Genomic DNA, 16,646 nt, shown 5'->3' on the forward strand with positions numbered 1-16,646 from the left:
ATCCGCCACTCCCCTTGTGGTGTAAGGGGCGGCGTGGCATGCCGCCCCTTTGCTTTTCTCAATCTTTCAGCGGCTGGCCGAGGTTTTTGAACGCGACCGGATCGCGGCTCTTCAGCGCGCTGGCCAGCAGCAGGCCGACGATCGCGGCGATCAGCACCAGCCCCGGCAGGAACACGCCAAGGAAACCGCCGGCTCCCGACAGGCTGCCGAAATTGATGACGATCAAATAGATGATGATGACGAAGGCGATGAAGGTCAGCCCGGGCAGGATGGTGGTCTTCAGCGCATTCTCGTGGGCCGCCGGGTTGGCGCGGAAGAACATCACCACGGCAAGCGATGCCACCGCCATCATCGCGATGACACCGAGCGTCGCGACATTGGTCAGCCACGAAAACAGCGCCAGCACCGGATCGAGGCCGAGCACGGCGAACAGGCCGACAACGACCGCGGCGAGCACGCTCTGGATGACGGAAGCGACATGTGGGCTCTGGTGCACCGGATGCGTCACGCCGATCGTCTGCGGCAACAGCTTCTCGCGGCCCGAGACGTAGATGTAGCGCGCAACCGCATTGTGGAACGCCAGCACGCCGGCAAACAGGCTCGACACGAACAGGATGCTCATCGCCTGCGAAAGCATCGTGCCGGCGTAGCGGTCGGACAGGCCGAACAGGAAGGTCGTCGGATCCTGCAATCCCTGCAGCGTCGGCAGCAATTTGTCGACACCGGCGCCGACCGCCATCAGCCATGCCGTGAGCATGTAGAAGACGCCGATCAGCACGACCGAGAAATAGGTGGCGCGCGGAATGGTGACCTTTGGGTCGCGGGCTTCCTCGGCATAGATCGTCGTCGCCTCGAAACCGATGAAGGCGGCGAAGCAGAACAGGATGGCGATGGCCGGCGAGCCGCTGACGATCTGGCTCCAGCTGAATGGCGCCGCCGACAGGCCGCTATCGCCGCCGGTCTTGAGGATGGCGATATCGAGGATCAGCACCACAAGATATTCGCACAGCACCAGCACCGTCAGGATCTTGGCGGAGAGGTCGACCTGCCGATAGCCGAGCACGGCGACCAGCGCGATGGCGATGAAGCTCCACACCCACCAGGGCAGGTTGATGCCCCAGCCGGCGAACAGGCCGGCGGTTGCGGCGCCCAGCAGGCCCATGACGCCGATCTGCATGGCGTTGTAGGACAGGATGGCGATCAGCGCCGTGGCGCCGCCGGCCATGCTGCCGAGGCCGCGTGCGGCATAGGCATAGAAGGCGCCGGCATTGCCGACATGGCGTGACATGGCGACATAGCCGACCGCGAACAAAAGCAGCAGCACGGTCACGATGAGATAGGTGCCGGCAAAGCCGGCGCCATTGCCCATCAGCATGCCAAGCGGCGTGCCGCCGGCGACTGCCGTGAGTGGGGCGGCCGCAGAAATCACCATGAAGGTGATGGCGCCGACGCCAAGACTGTTCTTGCGCAGCCTGTTGGCCGGCGCCTGTTCCGAGACTGCTGTCATTGATCCCTCCTGTTTGCAAACCCTTGAGTTCGCCGGCCGAATGGCCTGTCCCATGCACTCTGGCGGTTGGTTCATTATTTGAACCGTTATTTTGAATATAGACTTGCAAACAATGCTGATGCCTGTCAAGTTAATTCACACGTTAAATGATTGTCCCGAACGGGGAGGCAAATTTGAGTACGGTCGGAAAAGCGATCTCGCTTCTGGAGCTGTTCAACGTCGACGAGCCCGAGCTCGGCCTGTCCGATCTGGCGCGCCGCTCGGGCTTCGACAAGGCGACGACAAGGCGGCTGCTGGTAGCGCTGGCCGGCCGTGGTTTCGTCGAGCAGGATGCGGGTACGCGGCACTATCGCCTCGGCGCCGGGCTGTCGCGGCTGGCGCGCATCCGCGAGGCGCGCTTTCCCTTCCTGCAGACGGCCGTTCCGCTGGTGCGGGACCTGGCCGCATCGACGGCCGAGACCGTGCATTTGTCGGAATTCGGCGTCGACAGGCTGGTCACCGTCAACGTCGAGCATCCAGCATGGGCAAACCGGGTCAACATCGACATCGGTCAGTTGCTGCCTTTGCATTCGACCGCGTCGGGCATCGCCTATCTGGCCTTCGCCCGCGACGAGACCGTCAAGGCGTGCCTGACGGGTTCGCTCGATGCCTTCACGGCCCATACGCTGATCGAGCCGGCCGCCATCTCAAGATCCATGGGCGAGGCGCGCGAGCGCGGCTATTCGATCTGCGACCAGGGCTATGAGGAAGGTGTGATCAGCGTCGCGGCGGCAATCCGCGGGGCGGATGGCTTTGCGCTCGGCACCATCGCGGTGGCGGCGCCAAAGGCCAGAACGACGGCGGCCGCGATCACGGAGCGGGGACTTGCCGTGAGGGCGGCGGCACGGGAGATTTCCATGCGCCTCAACGGTGAAAACCTGCAAACCCTGAGGAGGCAGGCCTGATGCCCTCGGAGACAGCACCCCGCATCCTGGTCATCGGCACGGGCGACACAAAGGCCGAAGAGCTGTTGTTCATGAAACAGTGCATCGAGCAGTCGGGCGGCAGCGCCGTGATGATGGATGTCAGCGTGCTGGGCGACCCGCCCTACAGTCCGGACCACGATAAGCACGCCGTGGCGCGGGCGGTGGATGTGACGATCGCCGAGATCGTTTCGAGTGGTGACGAGAACACCGCCATGACGCTGATGGCCGGCGGCGCCGTGCAACTGGTGCGCAAGCTCCATCAAAACGGCGAGATTGACGCCTTCATCGCCATCGGCGGTTCGATGGGAACCGATCTGGCGCTCGACGTGGCGCTTTGCCTGCCGCTCGGCGTGCCGAAATTCGTCGTCTCGACCATCGCCTATTCGCACCTCATCCCACCCGAGCGCGTCGCGCCCGACCTGATGATGATCCTCTGGGCGGGCGGGCTGTACGGCCTCAACTCGATCTGCAGGCTGGTCCTGTCACAGGCCTGTGGTGCGGTCGTCGGCGCGGCGAAAATCGTGCTGGCGTCGCGCGTGTCGGCGCGGGCAACAGGCCCGACCATCGGCATGACCTCGCTCGGCAGCAGCTGCCTGCGCTACATGAAGACGCTGAAGCCGGCGCTGGAACAGCGCGGCTATGACGTTGCCGTCTTCCACACCACCGGAATGGGCGGCCGCGCCTTCGAATCGATTGCCGGCCAAGACCATTTCTGCGCGGTGTTCGACTTCAGCCTGCAGGAGATCACCAACCATCTCGCGGGCTCCGTCGTCAGTTCCGGCACCGACCGGCTGGAGAATGCCGGTGCCCGCGGCGTTCCGCAGATCGCAGCACCCGGCGCGGTCGACATGGTCGACCTGCCGACCTGGCAGGATTTGCCGGCTAAATTCTCGACGCGACCGTTTCATGCCCACAACAGGCTGATCGCTTCGATCACCGTCGATGCCGACGATCGCCGCCAGGTCGCCAGGACCATCGCCGCCAAGCTCGGTGCCGCCAGAGGCCGCTCCGCCTTCATCCTGCCGTCCCAGGGCATCCAGGAATGGGACGTGGAGGGCGAGCCGCTCTATGAGCCGGAAGCCCTGGCCGCCTTCACTGACGAAATGCGCAAGGTCATTCCCGCCGGCGTCGAGTTCCACGAGATCGACGCTCACATCAACAGCGACGACTTCGTCGGCAAGGCGCTCGAGATCTTCGACCGCTGGGTCGAGGAAGGCATCGTTCCGCGCGGCAAGCCGGCCGAGGGAGTGGCGGCGTGAGTGCTGTTCCCGTCCAGGCGCTTGTCCTCGATTTCGGCGGCGTCGTCACCCGCACGCTGTTCGAGACCCACGCCTTGACCGAACAGGCGCTCGGCCTCGCGCCGGGGACGCTGCAATGGCGCGGGCCGTTCGATCCGGGCAGCGATCCGCTGTGGCGCGCCATGCAGGCCGACGAGATCAGCGAGCGTGACTATTGGCGCACACGCACAAGCGAGGTCGGCCGTCTGGTGGGGGAGGACTGGCAGGCGATGGAGACCTTCGTCCGGCGCGCGCGAGGGGCCGAGCCGGAAAAGGTGGTGCGGCCGGAGGCTGACAGCACCATTCGCACGGTGCATGCCGCCGGTTTTCGACTGGCCATCCTGTCCAATGAACTCGACCTGTTCTACGGCGCCGACTTCCGCCAGCGGCTGCCGTTGCTCGGCCTGTTCGATGTTATCATCGACGCCACTTACACCGGCATCCTCAAGCCCGACCCGCGTGCCTATGCCTTCGTCACCGAGGCGCTTGGCCTGCCTGCCGGCGCTTGCGTCTTCGTCGACGACCAGCGGCGCAATGTCGATGGCGGCTGTGCTGCCGGCATGCGCACGGTGCATTTCGACGTCGCTCGCCCGGCTCATTCCTATGCCGAGGCGCTCGGCCATTTCGACCTCGTCCCAGTTGCCTGAGATTTTTGCGGAGTCCATTATGCGCGACATCAATTTTCTCACCGAAACCAACGCCAAGCCGATCTGGCATCCGATGGCGCATCCGGCCGAGATGCGGGCCAACCCGCCAAAGGTGATCATGAAAGGCGAGGGTGTGATGGTCACCGACATCGCCGGCAACACCGTGCTCGACGCCGTCGGCGGCCTGTGGAACGTCAATCTCGGCTACAGCTGCGAACCGATCAAGAAAGCGATCGCCGACCAGCTTGGCGCGCTGCCCTATTATTCCGGCTTTCGCGGCACCTCGACCGGCCCGTCGATCGAGCTCGCCTACGAACTCTGCGAATGGTTCGAGCCAGAAGGCATGGTGCGGACGTTTTTCACTTCGGGCGGCTCGGATTCGGTCGAAACGGCACTTCGGCTGGCGCGGCAGTACTGGAAGATCCGCGGCCAGGCCGACCGGACCAAGTTCCTGGCGCTGAAGAAAGGCTACCACGGCACGCATTTCGGTGGCGCGTCGGTCAACGGCAACGCCAATTTCCGCCGCAACTACGAGCCGCTGCTGCCGGGCGTCTTCCACATTCCTGCGCCCTGGACCTTCCGCAATCCGTTCGACGAGACCGACCCAGTGCGGCTGGCAAAACTCTGCGCCAGGGCGCTGGAGGACGAAATCGCCTTCCAGGGTGGCGACACCATCGCCGCTTTCATCATGGAGCCGGTTCTCGGCGCCGGCGGCGTCATCGTTCCGCATGAGAGCTTCATGCCGCTGGTGCGCGAAATCTGCGACCGCCACGAGATCCTGCTGATCGCCGACGAAGTGGTGACGGGCTTCGGCCGCACCGGCGCATGGTCGGGTTCGCGTCTGTCCGGTGTGAAGCCGGATTTCATGACCATCGCCAAGGCGATCACTTCGGGTTATTTCCCGCTCGGCGCCACTTTGATCGGCGCCAAGGTCGCCGATGTCTTCGAGGCCGACAAGACCAGCTTCGGCGCCATCGGCCATGGCTATACCTATTCCGGCCATCCTGTCGGCTGCGCCGCGGGTCTGGCGGCGCTTGCCGAGACCAAACGGCTGCGCCTGAACGAGAACGCGGCCGCGCGTGGTGTCGAACTCGCAGCCGTGCTGGAGGGGCTGAAGGCGAAGCATGCGATCGTCGGCGATGTCCGGTACAAGGGCCTGATGGCGGCGCTGGAGCTGGTCTCGGACCGCGCGACGAAAAAGCCCGCCGACAAGAAGACCATGGCATTGGTTTCGGAGGCGGCCTACGAGGCCGGCGTCATGCTGCGCGTCTCCGGTAACGCCATCATCCTGTCGCCGCCGCTTATCGTCAGCGCCGCGGATGTCGCGAGGATCGGCGAAGCATTGGATGCAGGCCTGTCGAAGGTCTGACGGTTATTGGAGAGAACGGAGTTTCGAGACGCAATGACTCAACCGCAAGAAGCGTTGGTTAGCCGGCGCTCGCGCCTGCTCGGTGCGAAATCGCAATTGTTCTATGACGAGCCCGTGCACCTGGTGCGCGGCGAAGGTGTCTGGCTCTACGATGCCGACGGCCGCAAATATCTCGACGCATACAACAACGTCGCCCATGTCGGCCACTGCCACCCCTATGTGGTCGAGGCCCTGTGCCGGCAGGCAAGCCTGCTCAACACCCACACGCGCTATCTTCACACCGCCATCCTCGACTATGTCGAGCGGCTGACCGCGACCTTCGATGCCAGCCTGTCGACCGCCATCCTGACCTGCACCGGCAGCGAGGCCAACGACATCGCGCTGCGCATGGCGCAGGCCGCCACCGGCCGCATGGGTATCATCGCCACCGACGCCACCTATCATGGCAACACCGCGGCGGTTTCGCAGCTCAGCACCCGCATGCCGCCGGTCGGCGGCCGCGCCCGCAATGTCAGGCTGGTGCCGGCGCCTGACAGCTATCGCCATCCGGCTGCGATGGCCAACGGCAAAGCCTTTGGCGACGCAGTGCGCGAAGCCATCGCCGCGCTGGCAAAGGACGGTATCGGCCTGTCCGGCATCATCCTTTGTCCGCTGCTCGCCAATGAAGGCTTTCCGACGCTCCCATCCGGCTTTTTCGACGACGCGATGCGCGCGGTGCGTGACGCCGGCGGACTGGTCATCGCCGACGAGGTGCAGCCTGGTTTCGGCCGCACCGGCAGTCATTTCTGGGGCCACCAGCGCGCAGGCTTCGTTCCCGACATCGTCACCATGGGCAAGCCGATGGGCAACGGCCATCCAATCGCCGCCGTGGTCACATCAAGGGAGATATTGGCGACCTTCCGCAACGCCTTCCGTTATTTCAACACCTTCGGCGGCAATCCGGTTTCCTGCGCGGTGGCCAATGCCGTTCTCGACGTCATCGAGCAGGAAGATCTCGTTGCCAACGCGCGTGACGTCGGCGCCTATGCACTCAACCTGCTGCGCCCGCTCGCCGATCGCCATGAATGTATCGGCGAGGTCAGGGGCGCTGGCCTGTTCTTCGGCGCCGAACTGGTTCACGACCGCAAGACGCGCGAACCGGCGCCCGACATTGCCGAGCAGGTCGCCAACCGGATGCGCCAGCGCGGCGTGCTGATGGGCAAGACCGGCATCCACGGCAATGTGTTGAAGATCCGCCCGCCAATGCCGTTCTCCCGCGACAATGCCGACTTCCTGATCGGCGTCCTCGAAGAAGTGCTTGGCGAAGTCGGCGGAGTGAAGGCGTGAGCGCAGTCTCCGCGCAATCCGAACCCGAGACGGCAGCCGACGTCACGGCGCTGGCCAGGCGCGCGCTCGCCCATTGGGGCATTGATGAGGGTGAGCCGGAGCTGCTGAAATTCCGCGAGAACGCGGTCTTCCGGATCCGTCTGCCCGATGGCCAGCCGGCCGCCATGCGCATTCACCGGTTTGGCTATCACACGGACGCCGCCCTGCGCTCGGAACTGCAATGGATGGGTTTTCTGCAATCGGCCGGCATCGCCACGCCATCTGCGGTCGCCACGCCGGCTGGCGATCTGTTCGTGCTTGTCAGCGCGAACGCCTCAATGCAACCCCGGCAAGTCGATTGCCTGAGCTGGCTGGAAGGCCGCGCCGTCGGCGCGCGAGGCGTGCCGCTGGATTTTACGCCCGAGCAGGCAAGACAGATCTTTACCGAGATCGGGCGAACCATCGCCCACATGCACAATGTCACAGCAGCCTGGACGCCTCCGTCCGGCTTTGCCCGCCATGCCTGGGATTTCGACGGCTTCTTCGGCGCGAACCCGAATTGGGGGCGTTTCGAGACCTCGCCCTTCCTCGACGGTCCTCGCCGGGAGCTGGTTTTGCGGGCGCGCGAAAAGGCCGTGCGCGCGCTATTGACGTATGAACGCAGTGCCCGCAATTTCGGCATCATCCACGCCGACCTGGTGCGCGAGAATGTGCTCGTCCATGATGGTGCGATCCGCATCATCGACTTCGACGATTGCGGCCATGGCTGGCACATGTACGACCTTGCCGTCGCGCTTTACCAGAACCGCGATGAGGCGATCTATCCGCTGATCGAGGACGCTTTGCTCAAGGGCTATCGGCAGGAGCGCGAACTGACGGCGCGCGACATCGCCGCGCTGCCGCTGTTTTCTGCCTTGCGGGCCTTCGCCTTCCTCGGCTGGGTGCAGAGCCGCGTCGAAGGCGACATCACCAGGGAGGTCGGCTTGCGCATGTCGGCCATCGCAGCCGATGTGGTGATTGCCTATCTGCATGGCGAATAAGGCCGATTGATAAGAACTGGCGGAACCGTCAGCCCTTCGCGAAATGGATGCTGACCGTGCCCGAACTGCCGAAATCGGCGACGATCGTGTCGCCGGGTCGCGCCTCGACCGGACGCACGAACGACCCGGAGAGAACGACCTCGCCGGCAGCGATCGACATGCCGTAGCGGGCGAGCCTGTCGGCCAGCCAGGCAATGCCCATCGCCGGATGGTTGAGCACGCCGGCGCCAAGCCCGGTCTCCTCGACCTCGGCATTGCGCGAAACGATGGCGCCGATCCAGCGCATGTCGGTCTCATCAGGCCGCTGCGGCCGGCCGCCGATGACGATGCCGGCATTGGCGGCATTGTCTGAAATGGTGTCGAAGAAGGTACGCGCCTTCTTCGTCTCCGCATTGACGCGCTCGATGCGCGTATCGAGGATTTCGAGCGCCGGCGTGATGTAGTCGGTGGCGTTGAACACGTCGAAGATCGTCACGCCGGGGCCTTTCAGCGGCGCCTTCATGACGAAGGCGATCTCGGCCTCGACGCGCGGCTGGATAAAGCGGCCGGCCGGAACCGACGCGCCGTCATTGAAGAACATGTCGTCGAACAGCACGCCCGAATCCGGCGTGTCGATGGCGAGCGCATATTGCATCGCCTTGGAGGTGAGGCCGATCTTCCAGCCCTTCGGCTTCAGCCCGGCATCGATCTTGCGCGTCACCAGCGCTGCCTGCACGCGATAGGCATCCTCCATCGTCGCCTCGGGAAAATCGAGGCTGAGCAGCCGGATCTGGCGGCGTGAACGCTCGGCCTCGAACAGCCGTGCCGCGGCGTCTTCCACTTGCTCCGGGGTCATGCTGCTTCCTCGTCGACGACGCTGTTGCGCAGCACGCCGATGCCGTCTGCCTCGACCTCGATGACGTCGCCCGGCTTCAGCCAGATCGGCGGCTCGAAGCGGGCGCCGGCGCCCGTCGGCGTGCCGGTGACGATGATGTCGCCCGGCACCAGCGTGGTGAAGGTCGAGACATAGGCGATAATCTTGCGAAACGAGAAGATCATCCGGCTGGTGCGGTCCTGCTGGCGGATTTCGCCATTGACGCGGGCGGTCAGCGCGATGTCGGCGATCTGCTCCGCGTCGGTGAACGGCACCAGCCAAGGGCCGATCGAGCCGCTGCGGTCGAAATTCTTGCCTTGCGTGACGTTGAACTTGGCATGCCGCACCCAGTCGCGGATGGTGCCTTCATTGCACAGCGACAATGCCGCAATATGGCTGAGCGCGTTGGCCTCGGCAATGCGCCGTCCCGCCTTGCCGATGACGATGACGATTTCGCCCTCATAATCGAGCTGCGGGGATTCCGGCGGCCGCACCAGCGGCGCGCCATGGCCGACGAAGGAGCGGGGAAAACGGACGAACAGCGACGGATTCGAGGGTGCTGCCTGGCCGTCCTTGTACTCCTCGTTGCGGTCCGGATAGTTGACGCCGACGCAGATGATCTTTTCCGGCGAAGGGATCGGAATTTCGTAGGCAATGGCGTCGAGCGGGAAATCGATCGGGAAGGCCTCGGCCTCTTCCGCCAGCCGCCGCAAGGCGCCGGCCTCGATCGCTTCCCGCAGCGTCGGCCACTGGCCGTGGCGCGCCGACAGGTTGATGACACCCTTGCTGGTGACCGCGCCATAGCGCGCCTTGCCGCCGACGGTGAAGGTGGCGAGCCGTGCGTGTTTCATGCTGCGGCTCCGGCAATGGTGGTGGGCGAGGATGGCGCTCTACGGCGCCCCCCTCTGTCCTGCCGGACATCTCCCCCACAAGGGGGGAGATCGGATGTCATCTCTGCCTTCGCCAATTTCCAACGCTGCAACAGAGGCGCTGACCATGGGCCTAGCCAATCTCCCCCCTTGAGGGGGAGATGTCCGGCAGGACAGAGGGGGGCGCCACGGAACGCTGACATCTCCAAAATCCCACTCACGGCGCAATGATCGGCGAAGCCGCCAAATCCGGCTGGCGCGCCTCCGCCCCGGCAAACGCACTGCCCTCCTCGAACCAGCTTTTCGGCGCCGGTGCGCCCCACAGCGTCTGGCGCTGCGGGTCCTTGAGGTCCCACTTGATCGGCTCCAGGTCCGGATCGACCGTCTGGTAGTCCGAACAGTAGATCTCGATACGGTGGTTGTCCGGGTCGCGGACATAGAGGAAGAAGGCGTTGGAGATGCCGTGCCGACCAGGGCCGCGTTCGATGTTCGGCAAATAGCCCGTGGTCGCCATCAGGTCGAGCAGGTCGATGATGTTGAGCGGCGTCGGCACCCAGAAGGCGACATGATGCAGGCGCGGGCCGATGCCGTTGGTGAACGCGATGTCGTGGACGCCGCCCTTGCGATGCGTCCAAGCTGCCCAAAGCTTCCCGGTTGCGGCATCCTCGGTGTATTCGGTGACGCGAAAACCGAGCTCGTTGTAGAAGGCGACGGACTCGTCGACATTGGGCGAGAAGCAGTTGAAGTGGTCGATGCGTAGCGGCTTGACGCCCTTGTAGAGCGCATATTTCTGATGGATCGGCGGCAGCCTTTCCATCTGGGCATAGAACTCCAGCGGAATCCCGTGCGGGTCGCGCGTCCGAAAAGTGCGCGACTGGTAGGGCCGCTCGACCCATTCCACCGGCAGGCCCTTGCCCTTGAAGAAATACTCGGCCTTATCGAGGTCCTCGTCCGAAAAGACCTTGAAGCCGAGGTCGCGCGCTTCCGGCGTCGTCGCCTTGCGCAGCACGATGCAGTGATGGCCACGTTCCTCCATGGCGCGCAGGTAGATGGCGCCTGATGTCTCGTCGGTAACCTGCAGGCCGAGCGTGTCGACATAGAAGGCGCGGGATTTGGCGAGGTCGGTGACAGCCAACTCGACATGGCTGAGGCGCACGATGTTGAAGGCGGGGTAGAGATTGGGTTTGGGCAAGGGCATCCGATTTCCTCCGGTCAGCCGCCGAGTTTCTGGATCGCGTGCGCCGTCGTCGCGAAGGCGACGTTCTTCGTCTCCATGTAGAAGTCGAAGGAATGGTCGCCGCCGTCGCGGCCGATGCCGGAATTCTTGACGCCGCCGAAGGGGGTCGGCAAATGCCGCACGTTCTCGGAGTTAACCCAGATCATGCCGGCCTCCAGCGCATCGGTGAAACGGAAGGCGCGGGTGACGTCAGAGGTCCAGAGATAGCCGGTCAGGCCGTATTGCGTGTCGTTGGCCAGCGCCAGCGCTTCCGCCTCGTCGTTGAACGCAATGGCGCTCAGCACCGGCCCGAAAATCTCCTCCTGCGCGATGCGCATGCCGTTGGTCACGTTGGTGAACAGGGTCGGGCCGACATAACAGCCGCCTCCCGGTCCATCGACCTTGCCGCCGCCGACGGCCAGCGTCGCCCCCTCCGACCTGCCGATGTCGATATAGGACAGCACCTTCTTTTCATGCACCGGATGGATCAGCGGCCCGGCCACCGTTTTCGGATCGAGCGGGTGGCCGACGACGATGCGCTTCGCCCTCTCCGCGACTTTGGCGGTGAAGCTTTCATAGATCGAGGCTTCGACCAGAAGCCGCGACGACGAGGTGCAGCGCTCGCCATTCAGCGAATAGATCATGAATACGGCGGCGTCGGCGGCGCGCTCGAGATCGGCGTCGGCAAAGACGATCACAGGGTTCTTGCCGCCAAGCTCGAAATGCACGCGCTTCAGCGTGCCGGCGCCTTGCTTCATGATCATCGAACCGGTGCGGCTTTCGCCGACAAAACCGATCGCCCTGATGTCGGGATGCTCGGTCAGCGCCTTGCCGGCGTCTTCACCAAGGCCGTTGACCAGGTTCCATACGCCTTTCGGCAGGCCGGCCTCCTCGGCGATCTCGACCAGCAGGCGGGCGGTCAGCGGCGAGAATTCAGCCGGCTTATGAACCACGGTGCAGCCGGCCGCCAGCGCTGGCGCAATCTTCCACGTCGACAGCATGAACGGTGTGTTCCACGGCGTGATGATGCCGACCGGGCCGATCGGAACGCGCGTCGTCATATTGACCTGGCCTGTCGTACGCAGCGTCTCGCCGTCGCGCGCTTCGGGCGCGCGGTCGGCGAAGAAACGGAAATTCTCGGCACCGCGCAGCGCTGCCTTGGCCATGAACTTCAGCGCCTGGCCGGTATCCATGCATTCGACAAAAGCGATCTCCTCGGCGCGCGCTTCGATTGCGTCGGCGATTTTGTGCAGCAGCTTCTTGCGTGCCTCGCCAGGCATGGCTGCCCAGGCTGGGAACGCCGCCTTCGCCGCCTTGGCGGCGCGGTCGATGTCGGCGGCCCCGCCGCGCGCGACGCTTGCCAGCGGCTTGAGGTCGACCGGCGACAGCGTTTCGAACGTCGCGCCATCGAGGGCCGGCACCGCCTCGCCGCCGATCTGGTTCAAAACGCCATCGCGCTTGAAGCGGGCCAGATAGGCCTCGGCCTTTTTCAGATTGCCTTGCAGGTCGGACATGTCGGGTTCCGTCACTTGCCGCGCAGCCGCGGGTGGATTGCGTTTTTCTTCCAGCTGAGCACCGGGTCGATTTCCCGGATTTCGAGCGACAGGGCGAAATGCGGGGTCTCGAACAGGGTGGCAAGGTATTCGCTCACCGCCGCGAAGACAGCCTCGCCGGTCCGCTTCTTCTCGTCCGGGCTGCGGCCGGTGCCGATGCGAAACGACATGTCGAGAAAAGCGTTTTCCGGCAGGCTGTCGGCCATCGCGTAGGCCTCGGCGCGAAAGGCCCGCACCCGCACGGCGCCGGTCTCGAACAGCCCGGTGTCCAGCACTGTGCGCAACACCAGCGCGCACAATTCGTCCATATCGACCTTGGCATCGAGATTGGCCGAATACTCGATGGAGAAGTGAGGCACGGCGCTTCGTTTCCCTGGGTTATTGCTTTGTTGTAGTTAACGCGTTAATTACATGCCGCATCCGCGAAGTCAAGTCTTGCATCGGCCTTGGCGCAACGATACGGGATGGCAGGAACGGGCCCCGGCTGGCGGATTCGGCCGAGGGAAGGCCTGTTTCGATCGCAAGCGTGGGAGGCTCTTTTTTGCTGCCTGAAAATACCCGTCGTTCCCTGCCGATGGCGCTGCTTCATGCCCGCGAAGCGGTGATGGCGCGGTTTCGGCCGATGCTTGCGGCGCATGACGTGACCGAACAGCAATGGCGCGTGCTGCGTGTGCTCAGCGAAGCCGGCCCGGTCGAGGCGACGGAACTTGCCGATCGCGCCTCGGTTTTGCCGCCCAGCCTGACGCGCATCATCAAGGCGCTCGAGGGACGCAAATTCATCACCCGCAACAAGGCCGAAGGCGACGGCCGCCGCGTCGTGCTGACCATTGCGCCTGCCGGCTCCGCCCTGATCGACGCCCTGTCGCCCGAGCGTCGCGTCATCTATGACGACATCGAACAGCGTTTTGGGCATGAGAAGCTGGAGCAGCTCCTCGACCTCTTGGAGAGCTTGATCGACGGCGAGAGCTGAGCGGTCGGTCCTGGCCGTTTCGTCCAGGCTCACCCGCCAAAGCTGCCCAACCGTGTCGGCTGCGTATAATTCCGGTCGACATAGAGCAGGGCCGAGCCGCCGCTGCCGTGCCGGACATCGATGACGCGGCCGATCATGACATTGTGCGTGCCGACGACATGCACGGTCTCGATCTCGCAATCGAAGTTGACGATCGCATCCGACAGCGCCGGCGTGCCGGAGGTCAGCGTCTGCCAGCGCGCCGAGGCGTAGCGCGCCTCCATGTCCCTGGTCGCGCCGGCGAACTTTCCCGCCAGATGCATGTGGTCATGCGTCAGCACGTTGACGCAGAAGCGCCGGTTGGACAGGAACATGGCGGCCTGGGTCGAGCGCCCGTTCATGCACACGAGCAGCGTCGGCGGCTCGTCCGAGACGCTGCACATGGCGGTGGCGGTGAAGCCGCCGCGTCCTGCCGGCCCGTCTGTGGTGACGATGTTGACCGGCGCGCAGACCCTCGCCATGGCGTCGCGGAAATCGGCTTTCGAAATCTGCGTGGCCATGTGATTTCACTCGGCCGTTGAGACAAGCGGATTGAACCAGGTATCGCCGGTCCAGCCATTCTCGTCATAATCGGCCATGCAGGTGTCGACCAGCTCTTCCATCGCCTTCAGCCGCCCGCCGCGCTCGGCGCCTTTCAGCACCTGCAGCCGTACCTCTTCCGGCGCACCGGCATAGTTGAGCTCATAGAGCCCGTGGCGGCCGCCGAACTCGGTGCCGGTCGCATCCCACAACAGCTTCATGATCTTGATGCGTTCGATGTGGCCCATATCGTTGGAGCCGCGCACATATTGCGCCAGATATTTGTCGATCTCGGGGTTGTTGAAGTCGCGCACCGACGACGGCAGGTAGATCAGCCCCGAGGCGATCACCCGGCGCACGGTGTCGATGACGCGCGGATAGGCTTCCGACATGAAGGTGCGGTAGGCAAGGGCGGCTTCGAGGTTGGGCAGGACGGCGCCATTCGCCCATGGGATCGGGTTGTAGGCCATGGCGTTGGAAAAGCTCCAGAACATGTGCCTGAGCGCAATGACCTCGCCCAGTGCCGCCTGGTTGCCGCGGAAAGCATCGCCGCCCGTGGCGCGCAGCGCCTTGGCCAGCAGGCCGGCGAGAAAGTCGAGCTTGACGGCGAAACGCGTGCAGCCCTGGAAGCAGTAGCCATGCATGAAGCCGGAGGCCGGATGGAAGGACAGGATTTTTTGCGCATCGCGCAGCACCAGCACGTCCTCCCAGGGGATGAAGACATTGTCGAGCACCAGGATCGCGTCGTTCTCGTCGAAGCGCGACGACAGCGGATAGTCGAAGGGTGCCGCCACCGTGTTGGCCGTCTGCTCGTAGGAGACGCGGCAGAACATCTTTATCCCCGGCGCATTCATCGGCACGATGAACATCACCGACAGCGACGGATCCTCGGTCACCGTCGCCGACCCTTGCGCCAGGAAATTGTAGTGCGTCAGCGCCGAGGACGTCGCCACCACCTTGGCGCCGGACACGTAGATGCCGGCGTCCGTCTCCCTGTTGATGTGGACGAAGACATCCTTCACCTGTTCGGCCGGCTTGTGGCGGTCGATCGGCGGGTTGACGATGGCGTGGTTCATGAACAACGCGGCTTCCTGCGCGCGTTTGTGCCAGGACAGGGCATTGTCCTTGAACGGCCCGTACCAGTCGGCATTGGCGCCGAGCGTGTTCATCAGCGCCGCCTTGTAGTCGGGCGTGCGGCCCATCCAGCCATAGGACATGCGCGACCACTCCGCGATCGCCGTCTGCTGGGCAACAAGCTCGGCGGAAGACTTGGCAACGCGGAAATATTTGTGGGTGTAGCCGCCCGAGCCGGTGTCGGTTGGTGACGTCAGCGCGTCCCGCCGCTTTGGATCATGCAGGGCGTCGTAGAGGCGCGCCAGCGACCGCGCCGAATTGCGCATCGCCGGATGCGTGGTGACGTCGGCAATGCGTTCGCCGTTGATATAGACCTCGCGGCGATCGCGCAGGCTCTCCAGATACTCGGCCCCGGTGAATGGGCGTGCCTTATCGGTGCGGAAGTCTTCTGATCGCATGATGGTCCTCCTCTTAAGCCGTAACCCTAGCGCCCTGGGCATCGATCGGTTATGGACGGAACGGCAAAACCGATTGGACTTTTTCCGGCGTCATGAGCCAGAGATCCATCCCCGACTTCTTCGTCTATGGCGAGCCGGTGCGGCCGCTCGATGTCGGTTTTCTGCATGTCGAGACGGTGCTTGCGCGCGGCAATATCCATCTTGGTGAGGTCGCCGCGCACAAGCACCCGCAGATGGGTCAGATCACCTTCTGGACCAGCGGCTCCGGTACCTACCGCATCGAAGACCGATCCTGGGACTTTTCGGCGCCTGCCGTGAGTTTCGTGCCGAGCACTATCGTGCACGGCTTCTCGATCGGCCCCGGCACCGACGCCATCGTCGTCTCGGTCGCCGACGGCGCGCTTGCGGCCATCGCGGCTCACAGCCTGCTGCCGCTGGACCGGCCGGTCTTTGCCGACGGCATGCCGCAGCACGCAGCGTGGGCCAGATTGGCGGCGGTGCTGGAGATGATCGCCGCCGAATACGCCGAGGCGCAAGCCGGCAAAGACAGGGTCCTGCAGGCGCTGATCGCCGTCGCGCTCTCCCACATCGCGCGCCTCAGTCCCGAGACAAAGGATGCCACGGCGTCTTCTGATGCCTCACTGGCGTTGGGGCTGCGCCGGCTCGCCGATGCGCATTTCCGCGACAACTGGCCTGTTGATCGCTACGTCGAGGCGCTGGCCACGACGCCGCATCTTCTCGACAAGGCCAGCCGCGCGGTGCTGGGCAGCGGCGTCAAACGCGTCGTCGGTGAGCGACGGCTGCTGGAGGCCAAGCGGCTGCTGTTGTTCACCGTACGCTCGGTCGAGGACATCGCCTACGAGATCGGCTTCGACGACCCGGCGTATTTTTCACGATTCTTTCGCGCGCGGGTCGGCGAAGCGCCCGCGTCCTGGCGGCGGAAACAGTTGCAGGGTCATTGATGGGTGACCATGGATGCGGACCT

The 16,646-nt window shown here is 64.4% G+C and carries 16 protein-coding genes; 8 read left to right on the plus strand and 8 right to left on the minus strand.

Annotated features, from left to right (window positions below; all coding sequences use genetic code 11):
• Positions 1 to 58 precede the first annotated feature (58 nt).
• Entirely contained in the window at positions 59 to 1,507 is a 1,449-nt protein-coding gene (locus EOC83_RS08755; RefSeq protein ID WP_027161147.1) for an APC family permease, read from the minus strand.
• 173 nt (positions 1,508 to 1,680) lie between these two features.
• On the opposite strand from EOC83_RS08755, the gene EOC83_RS08760 reads away from it, so the two are divergent.
• From EOC83_RS08760 to EOC83_RS08785, 6 genes are read left to right on the plus strand one after another with little or no spacing between them, the layout of a single operon-like run.
• Positions 1,681 to 2,451: an IclR family transcriptional regulator gene (locus EOC83_RS08760; protein WP_063169692.1), complete on the plus strand. Its 771-nt coding sequence runs from the start codon at positions 1,681 to 1,683 to the stop codon at positions 2,449 to 2,451.
• Complete coding sequence (locus EOC83_RS08765; RefSeq protein WP_063169693.1) at positions 2,451 to 3,731, plus strand: Tm-1-like ATP-binding domain-containing protein; 1,281 nt, start codon at positions 2,451 to 2,453, stop codon at positions 3,729 to 3,731. Before EOC83_RS08760 ends, EOC83_RS08765 begins: the two co-directional genes overlap by 1 nt.
• Positions 3,728 to 4,396 (plus strand): HAD-IA family hydrolase, encoded by a 669-nt coding sequence (locus tag EOC83_RS08770; RefSeq protein ID WP_063169694.1) that lies wholly within the window; start codon positions 3,728 to 3,730, stop codon positions 4,394 to 4,396. The genes EOC83_RS08765 and EOC83_RS08770 overlap by 4 nt, the downstream gene beginning before the upstream one ends.
• A gap of 19 nt (positions 4,397 to 4,415) precedes the next feature.
• Complete coding sequence (locus EOC83_RS08775) at positions 4,416 to 5,765, plus strand: aminotransferase class III-fold pyridoxal phosphate-dependent enzyme (RefSeq protein ID WP_063169695.1); 1,350 nt, start codon at positions 4,416 to 4,418, stop codon at positions 5,763 to 5,765.
• Between the two features lie 33 nt (positions 5,766 to 5,798).
• On the plus strand, positions 5,799 to 7,091 hold the full coding sequence (locus tag EOC83_RS08780; RefSeq protein WP_063169696.1) for an aminotransferase class III-fold pyridoxal phosphate-dependent enzyme: 1,293 nt from the start codon (positions 5,799 to 5,801) through the stop codon (positions 7,089 to 7,091).
• Positions 7,088 to 8,110, plus strand: coding sequence for a phosphotransferase (locus tag EOC83_RS08785; RefSeq protein WP_063169697.1), 1,023 nt, complete (start codon positions 7,088 to 7,090; stop codon positions 8,108 to 8,110). Before EOC83_RS08780 ends, EOC83_RS08785 begins: the two co-directional genes overlap by 4 nt.
• Positions 8,111 to 8,138: 28 nt before the next feature.
• Here EOC83_RS08785 and hpaH read toward each other — a convergent pair whose 3' ends face one another.
• From hpaH to EOC83_RS08815, 5 genes are all read right to left on the minus strand, one after another.
• On the minus strand, positions 8,139 to 8,945 hold the full coding sequence (gene hpaH, locus EOC83_RS08790; protein ID WP_063169698.1) for a 2-oxo-hept-4-ene-1,7-dioate hydratase: 807 nt from the start codon (positions 8,943 to 8,945) through the stop codon (positions 8,139 to 8,141).
• Complete coding sequence (locus EOC83_RS08795) at positions 8,942 to 9,814, minus strand: fumarylacetoacetate hydrolase family protein (RefSeq protein ID WP_063169699.1); 873 nt, start codon at positions 9,812 to 9,814, stop codon at positions 8,942 to 8,944. Before EOC83_RS08795 ends, hpaH begins: the two co-directional genes overlap by 4 nt.
• Positions 9,815 to 10,049: 235 nt before the next feature.
• On the minus strand, positions 10,050 to 11,030 hold the full coding sequence (hpaD, locus tag EOC83_RS08805; RefSeq protein WP_063169700.1) for a 3,4-dihydroxyphenylacetate 2,3-dioxygenase: 981 nt from the start codon (positions 11,028 to 11,030) through the stop codon (positions 10,050 to 10,052).
• 14 nt (positions 11,031 to 11,044) lie between these two features.
• On the minus strand, positions 11,045 to 12,562 hold the full coding sequence (gene hpaE, locus EOC83_RS08810) for a 5-carboxymethyl-2-hydroxymuconate semialdehyde dehydrogenase (RefSeq protein ID WP_063170418.1): 1,518 nt from the start codon (positions 12,560 to 12,562) through the stop codon (positions 11,045 to 11,047).
• Positions 12,563 to 12,573: 11 nt separating this feature from the next.
• Entirely contained in the window at positions 12,574 to 12,960 is a 387-nt protein-coding gene (locus EOC83_RS08815) for a 5-carboxymethyl-2-hydroxymuconate Delta-isomerase (protein ID WP_013528543.1), read from the minus strand.
• Positions 12,961 to 13,175: 215 nt separating this feature from the next.
• Between EOC83_RS08815 and hpaR the strand changes: the two genes are divergently transcribed.
• Positions 13,176 to 13,571, plus strand: a complete 396-nt coding sequence (hpaR, locus tag EOC83_RS08820; protein WP_224620863.1) for a homoprotocatechuate degradation operon regulator HpaR — start codon at positions 13,176 to 13,178, stop codon at positions 13,569 to 13,571.
• A gap of 29 nt (positions 13,572 to 13,600) precedes the next feature.
• Here hpaR and EOC83_RS08825 read toward each other — a convergent pair whose 3' ends face one another.
• Positions 13,601 to 14,110: a flavin reductase gene (locus EOC83_RS08825; protein ID WP_013528541.1), complete on the minus strand. Its 510-nt coding sequence runs from the start codon at positions 14,108 to 14,110 to the stop codon at positions 13,601 to 13,603.
• Positions 14,111 to 14,116: 6 nt separating this feature from the next.
• Positions 14,117 to 15,661: a 4-hydroxyphenylacetate 3-hydroxylase N-terminal domain-containing protein gene (locus tag EOC83_RS08830; RefSeq protein ID WP_063169701.1), complete on the minus strand. Its 1,545-nt coding sequence runs from the start codon at positions 15,659 to 15,661 to the stop codon at positions 14,117 to 14,119.
• Positions 15,662 to 15,753: 92 nt separating this feature from the next.
• Here EOC83_RS08830 and EOC83_RS08835 point away from each other — a divergent pair, with 92 nt between their 5' ends.
• A complete protein-coding gene (locus EOC83_RS08835) occupies positions 15,754 to 16,623 on the plus strand; it encodes a helix-turn-helix domain-containing protein (protein ID WP_013528539.1) in 870 nt (289 codons plus the stop codon).
• The last annotated feature ends 23 nt before the right edge of the window (positions 16,624 to 16,646 follow it).

Origin of the sequence: Mesorhizobium sp. Primo-A (assembly GCF_003997175.1) — a bacterium.
Taxonomy (GTDB): Bacteria; Pseudomonadota; Alphaproteobacteria; order Rhizobiales; family Rhizobiaceae; genus Mesorhizobium; species Mesorhizobium ciceri.

Excerpts from the sequence above, each read along its gene's own strand:
- EOC83_RS08755 (WP_027161147.1), bottom strand. The coding sequence starts at position 1,507 with ATGACAGCAGTCTCGGAACAGGCGCCGGCCAACAGGCTGCGCAAGAAC.
- EOC83_RS08765 (WP_063169693.1), top strand. The coding sequence starts at position 2,451 with ATGCCCTCGGAGACAGCACCCCGCATCCTGGTCATCGGCACGGGCGAC.
- EOC83_RS08775 (WP_063169695.1), top strand. The coding sequence starts at position 4,416 with ATGCGCGACATCAATTTTCTCACCGAAACCAACGCCAAGCCGATCTGG.
- EOC83_RS08780 (WP_063169696.1), top strand. The coding sequence starts at position 5,799 with ATGACTCAACCGCAAGAAGCGTTGGTTAGCCGGCGCTCGCGCCTGCTC.
- hpaH (WP_063169698.1), bottom strand. The coding sequence starts at position 8,945 with ATGACCCCGGAGCAAGTGGAAGACGCCGCGGCACGGCTGTTCGAGGCC.
- EOC83_RS08795 (WP_063169699.1), bottom strand. The coding sequence starts at position 9,814 with ATGAAACACGCACGGCTCGCCACCTTCACCGTCGGCGGCAAGGCGCGC.
- hpaD (WP_063169700.1), bottom strand. The coding sequence starts at position 11,030 with ATGCCCTTGCCCAAACCCAATCTCTACCCCGCCTTCAACATCGTGCGC.
- hpaE (WP_063170418.1), bottom strand. The coding sequence starts at position 12,562 with ATGTCCGACCTGCAAGGCAATCTGAAAAAGGCCGAGGCCTATCTGGCC.
- hpaR (WP_224620863.1), top strand. The coding sequence starts at position 13,176 with ATGGCGCTGCTTCATGCCCGCGAAGCGGTGATGGCGCGGTTTCGGCCG.
- EOC83_RS08825 (WP_013528541.1), bottom strand. The coding sequence starts at position 14,110 with ATGGCCACGCAGATTTCGAAAGCCGATTTCCGCGACGCCATGGCGAGG.
- EOC83_RS08830 (WP_063169701.1), bottom strand. The coding sequence starts at position 15,661 with ATGCGATCAGAAGACTTCCGCACCGATAAGGCACGCCCATTCACCGGG.
- EOC83_RS08835 (WP_013528539.1), top strand. The coding sequence starts at position 15,754 with ATGAGCCAGAGATCCATCCCCGACTTCTTCGTCTATGGCGAGCCGGTG.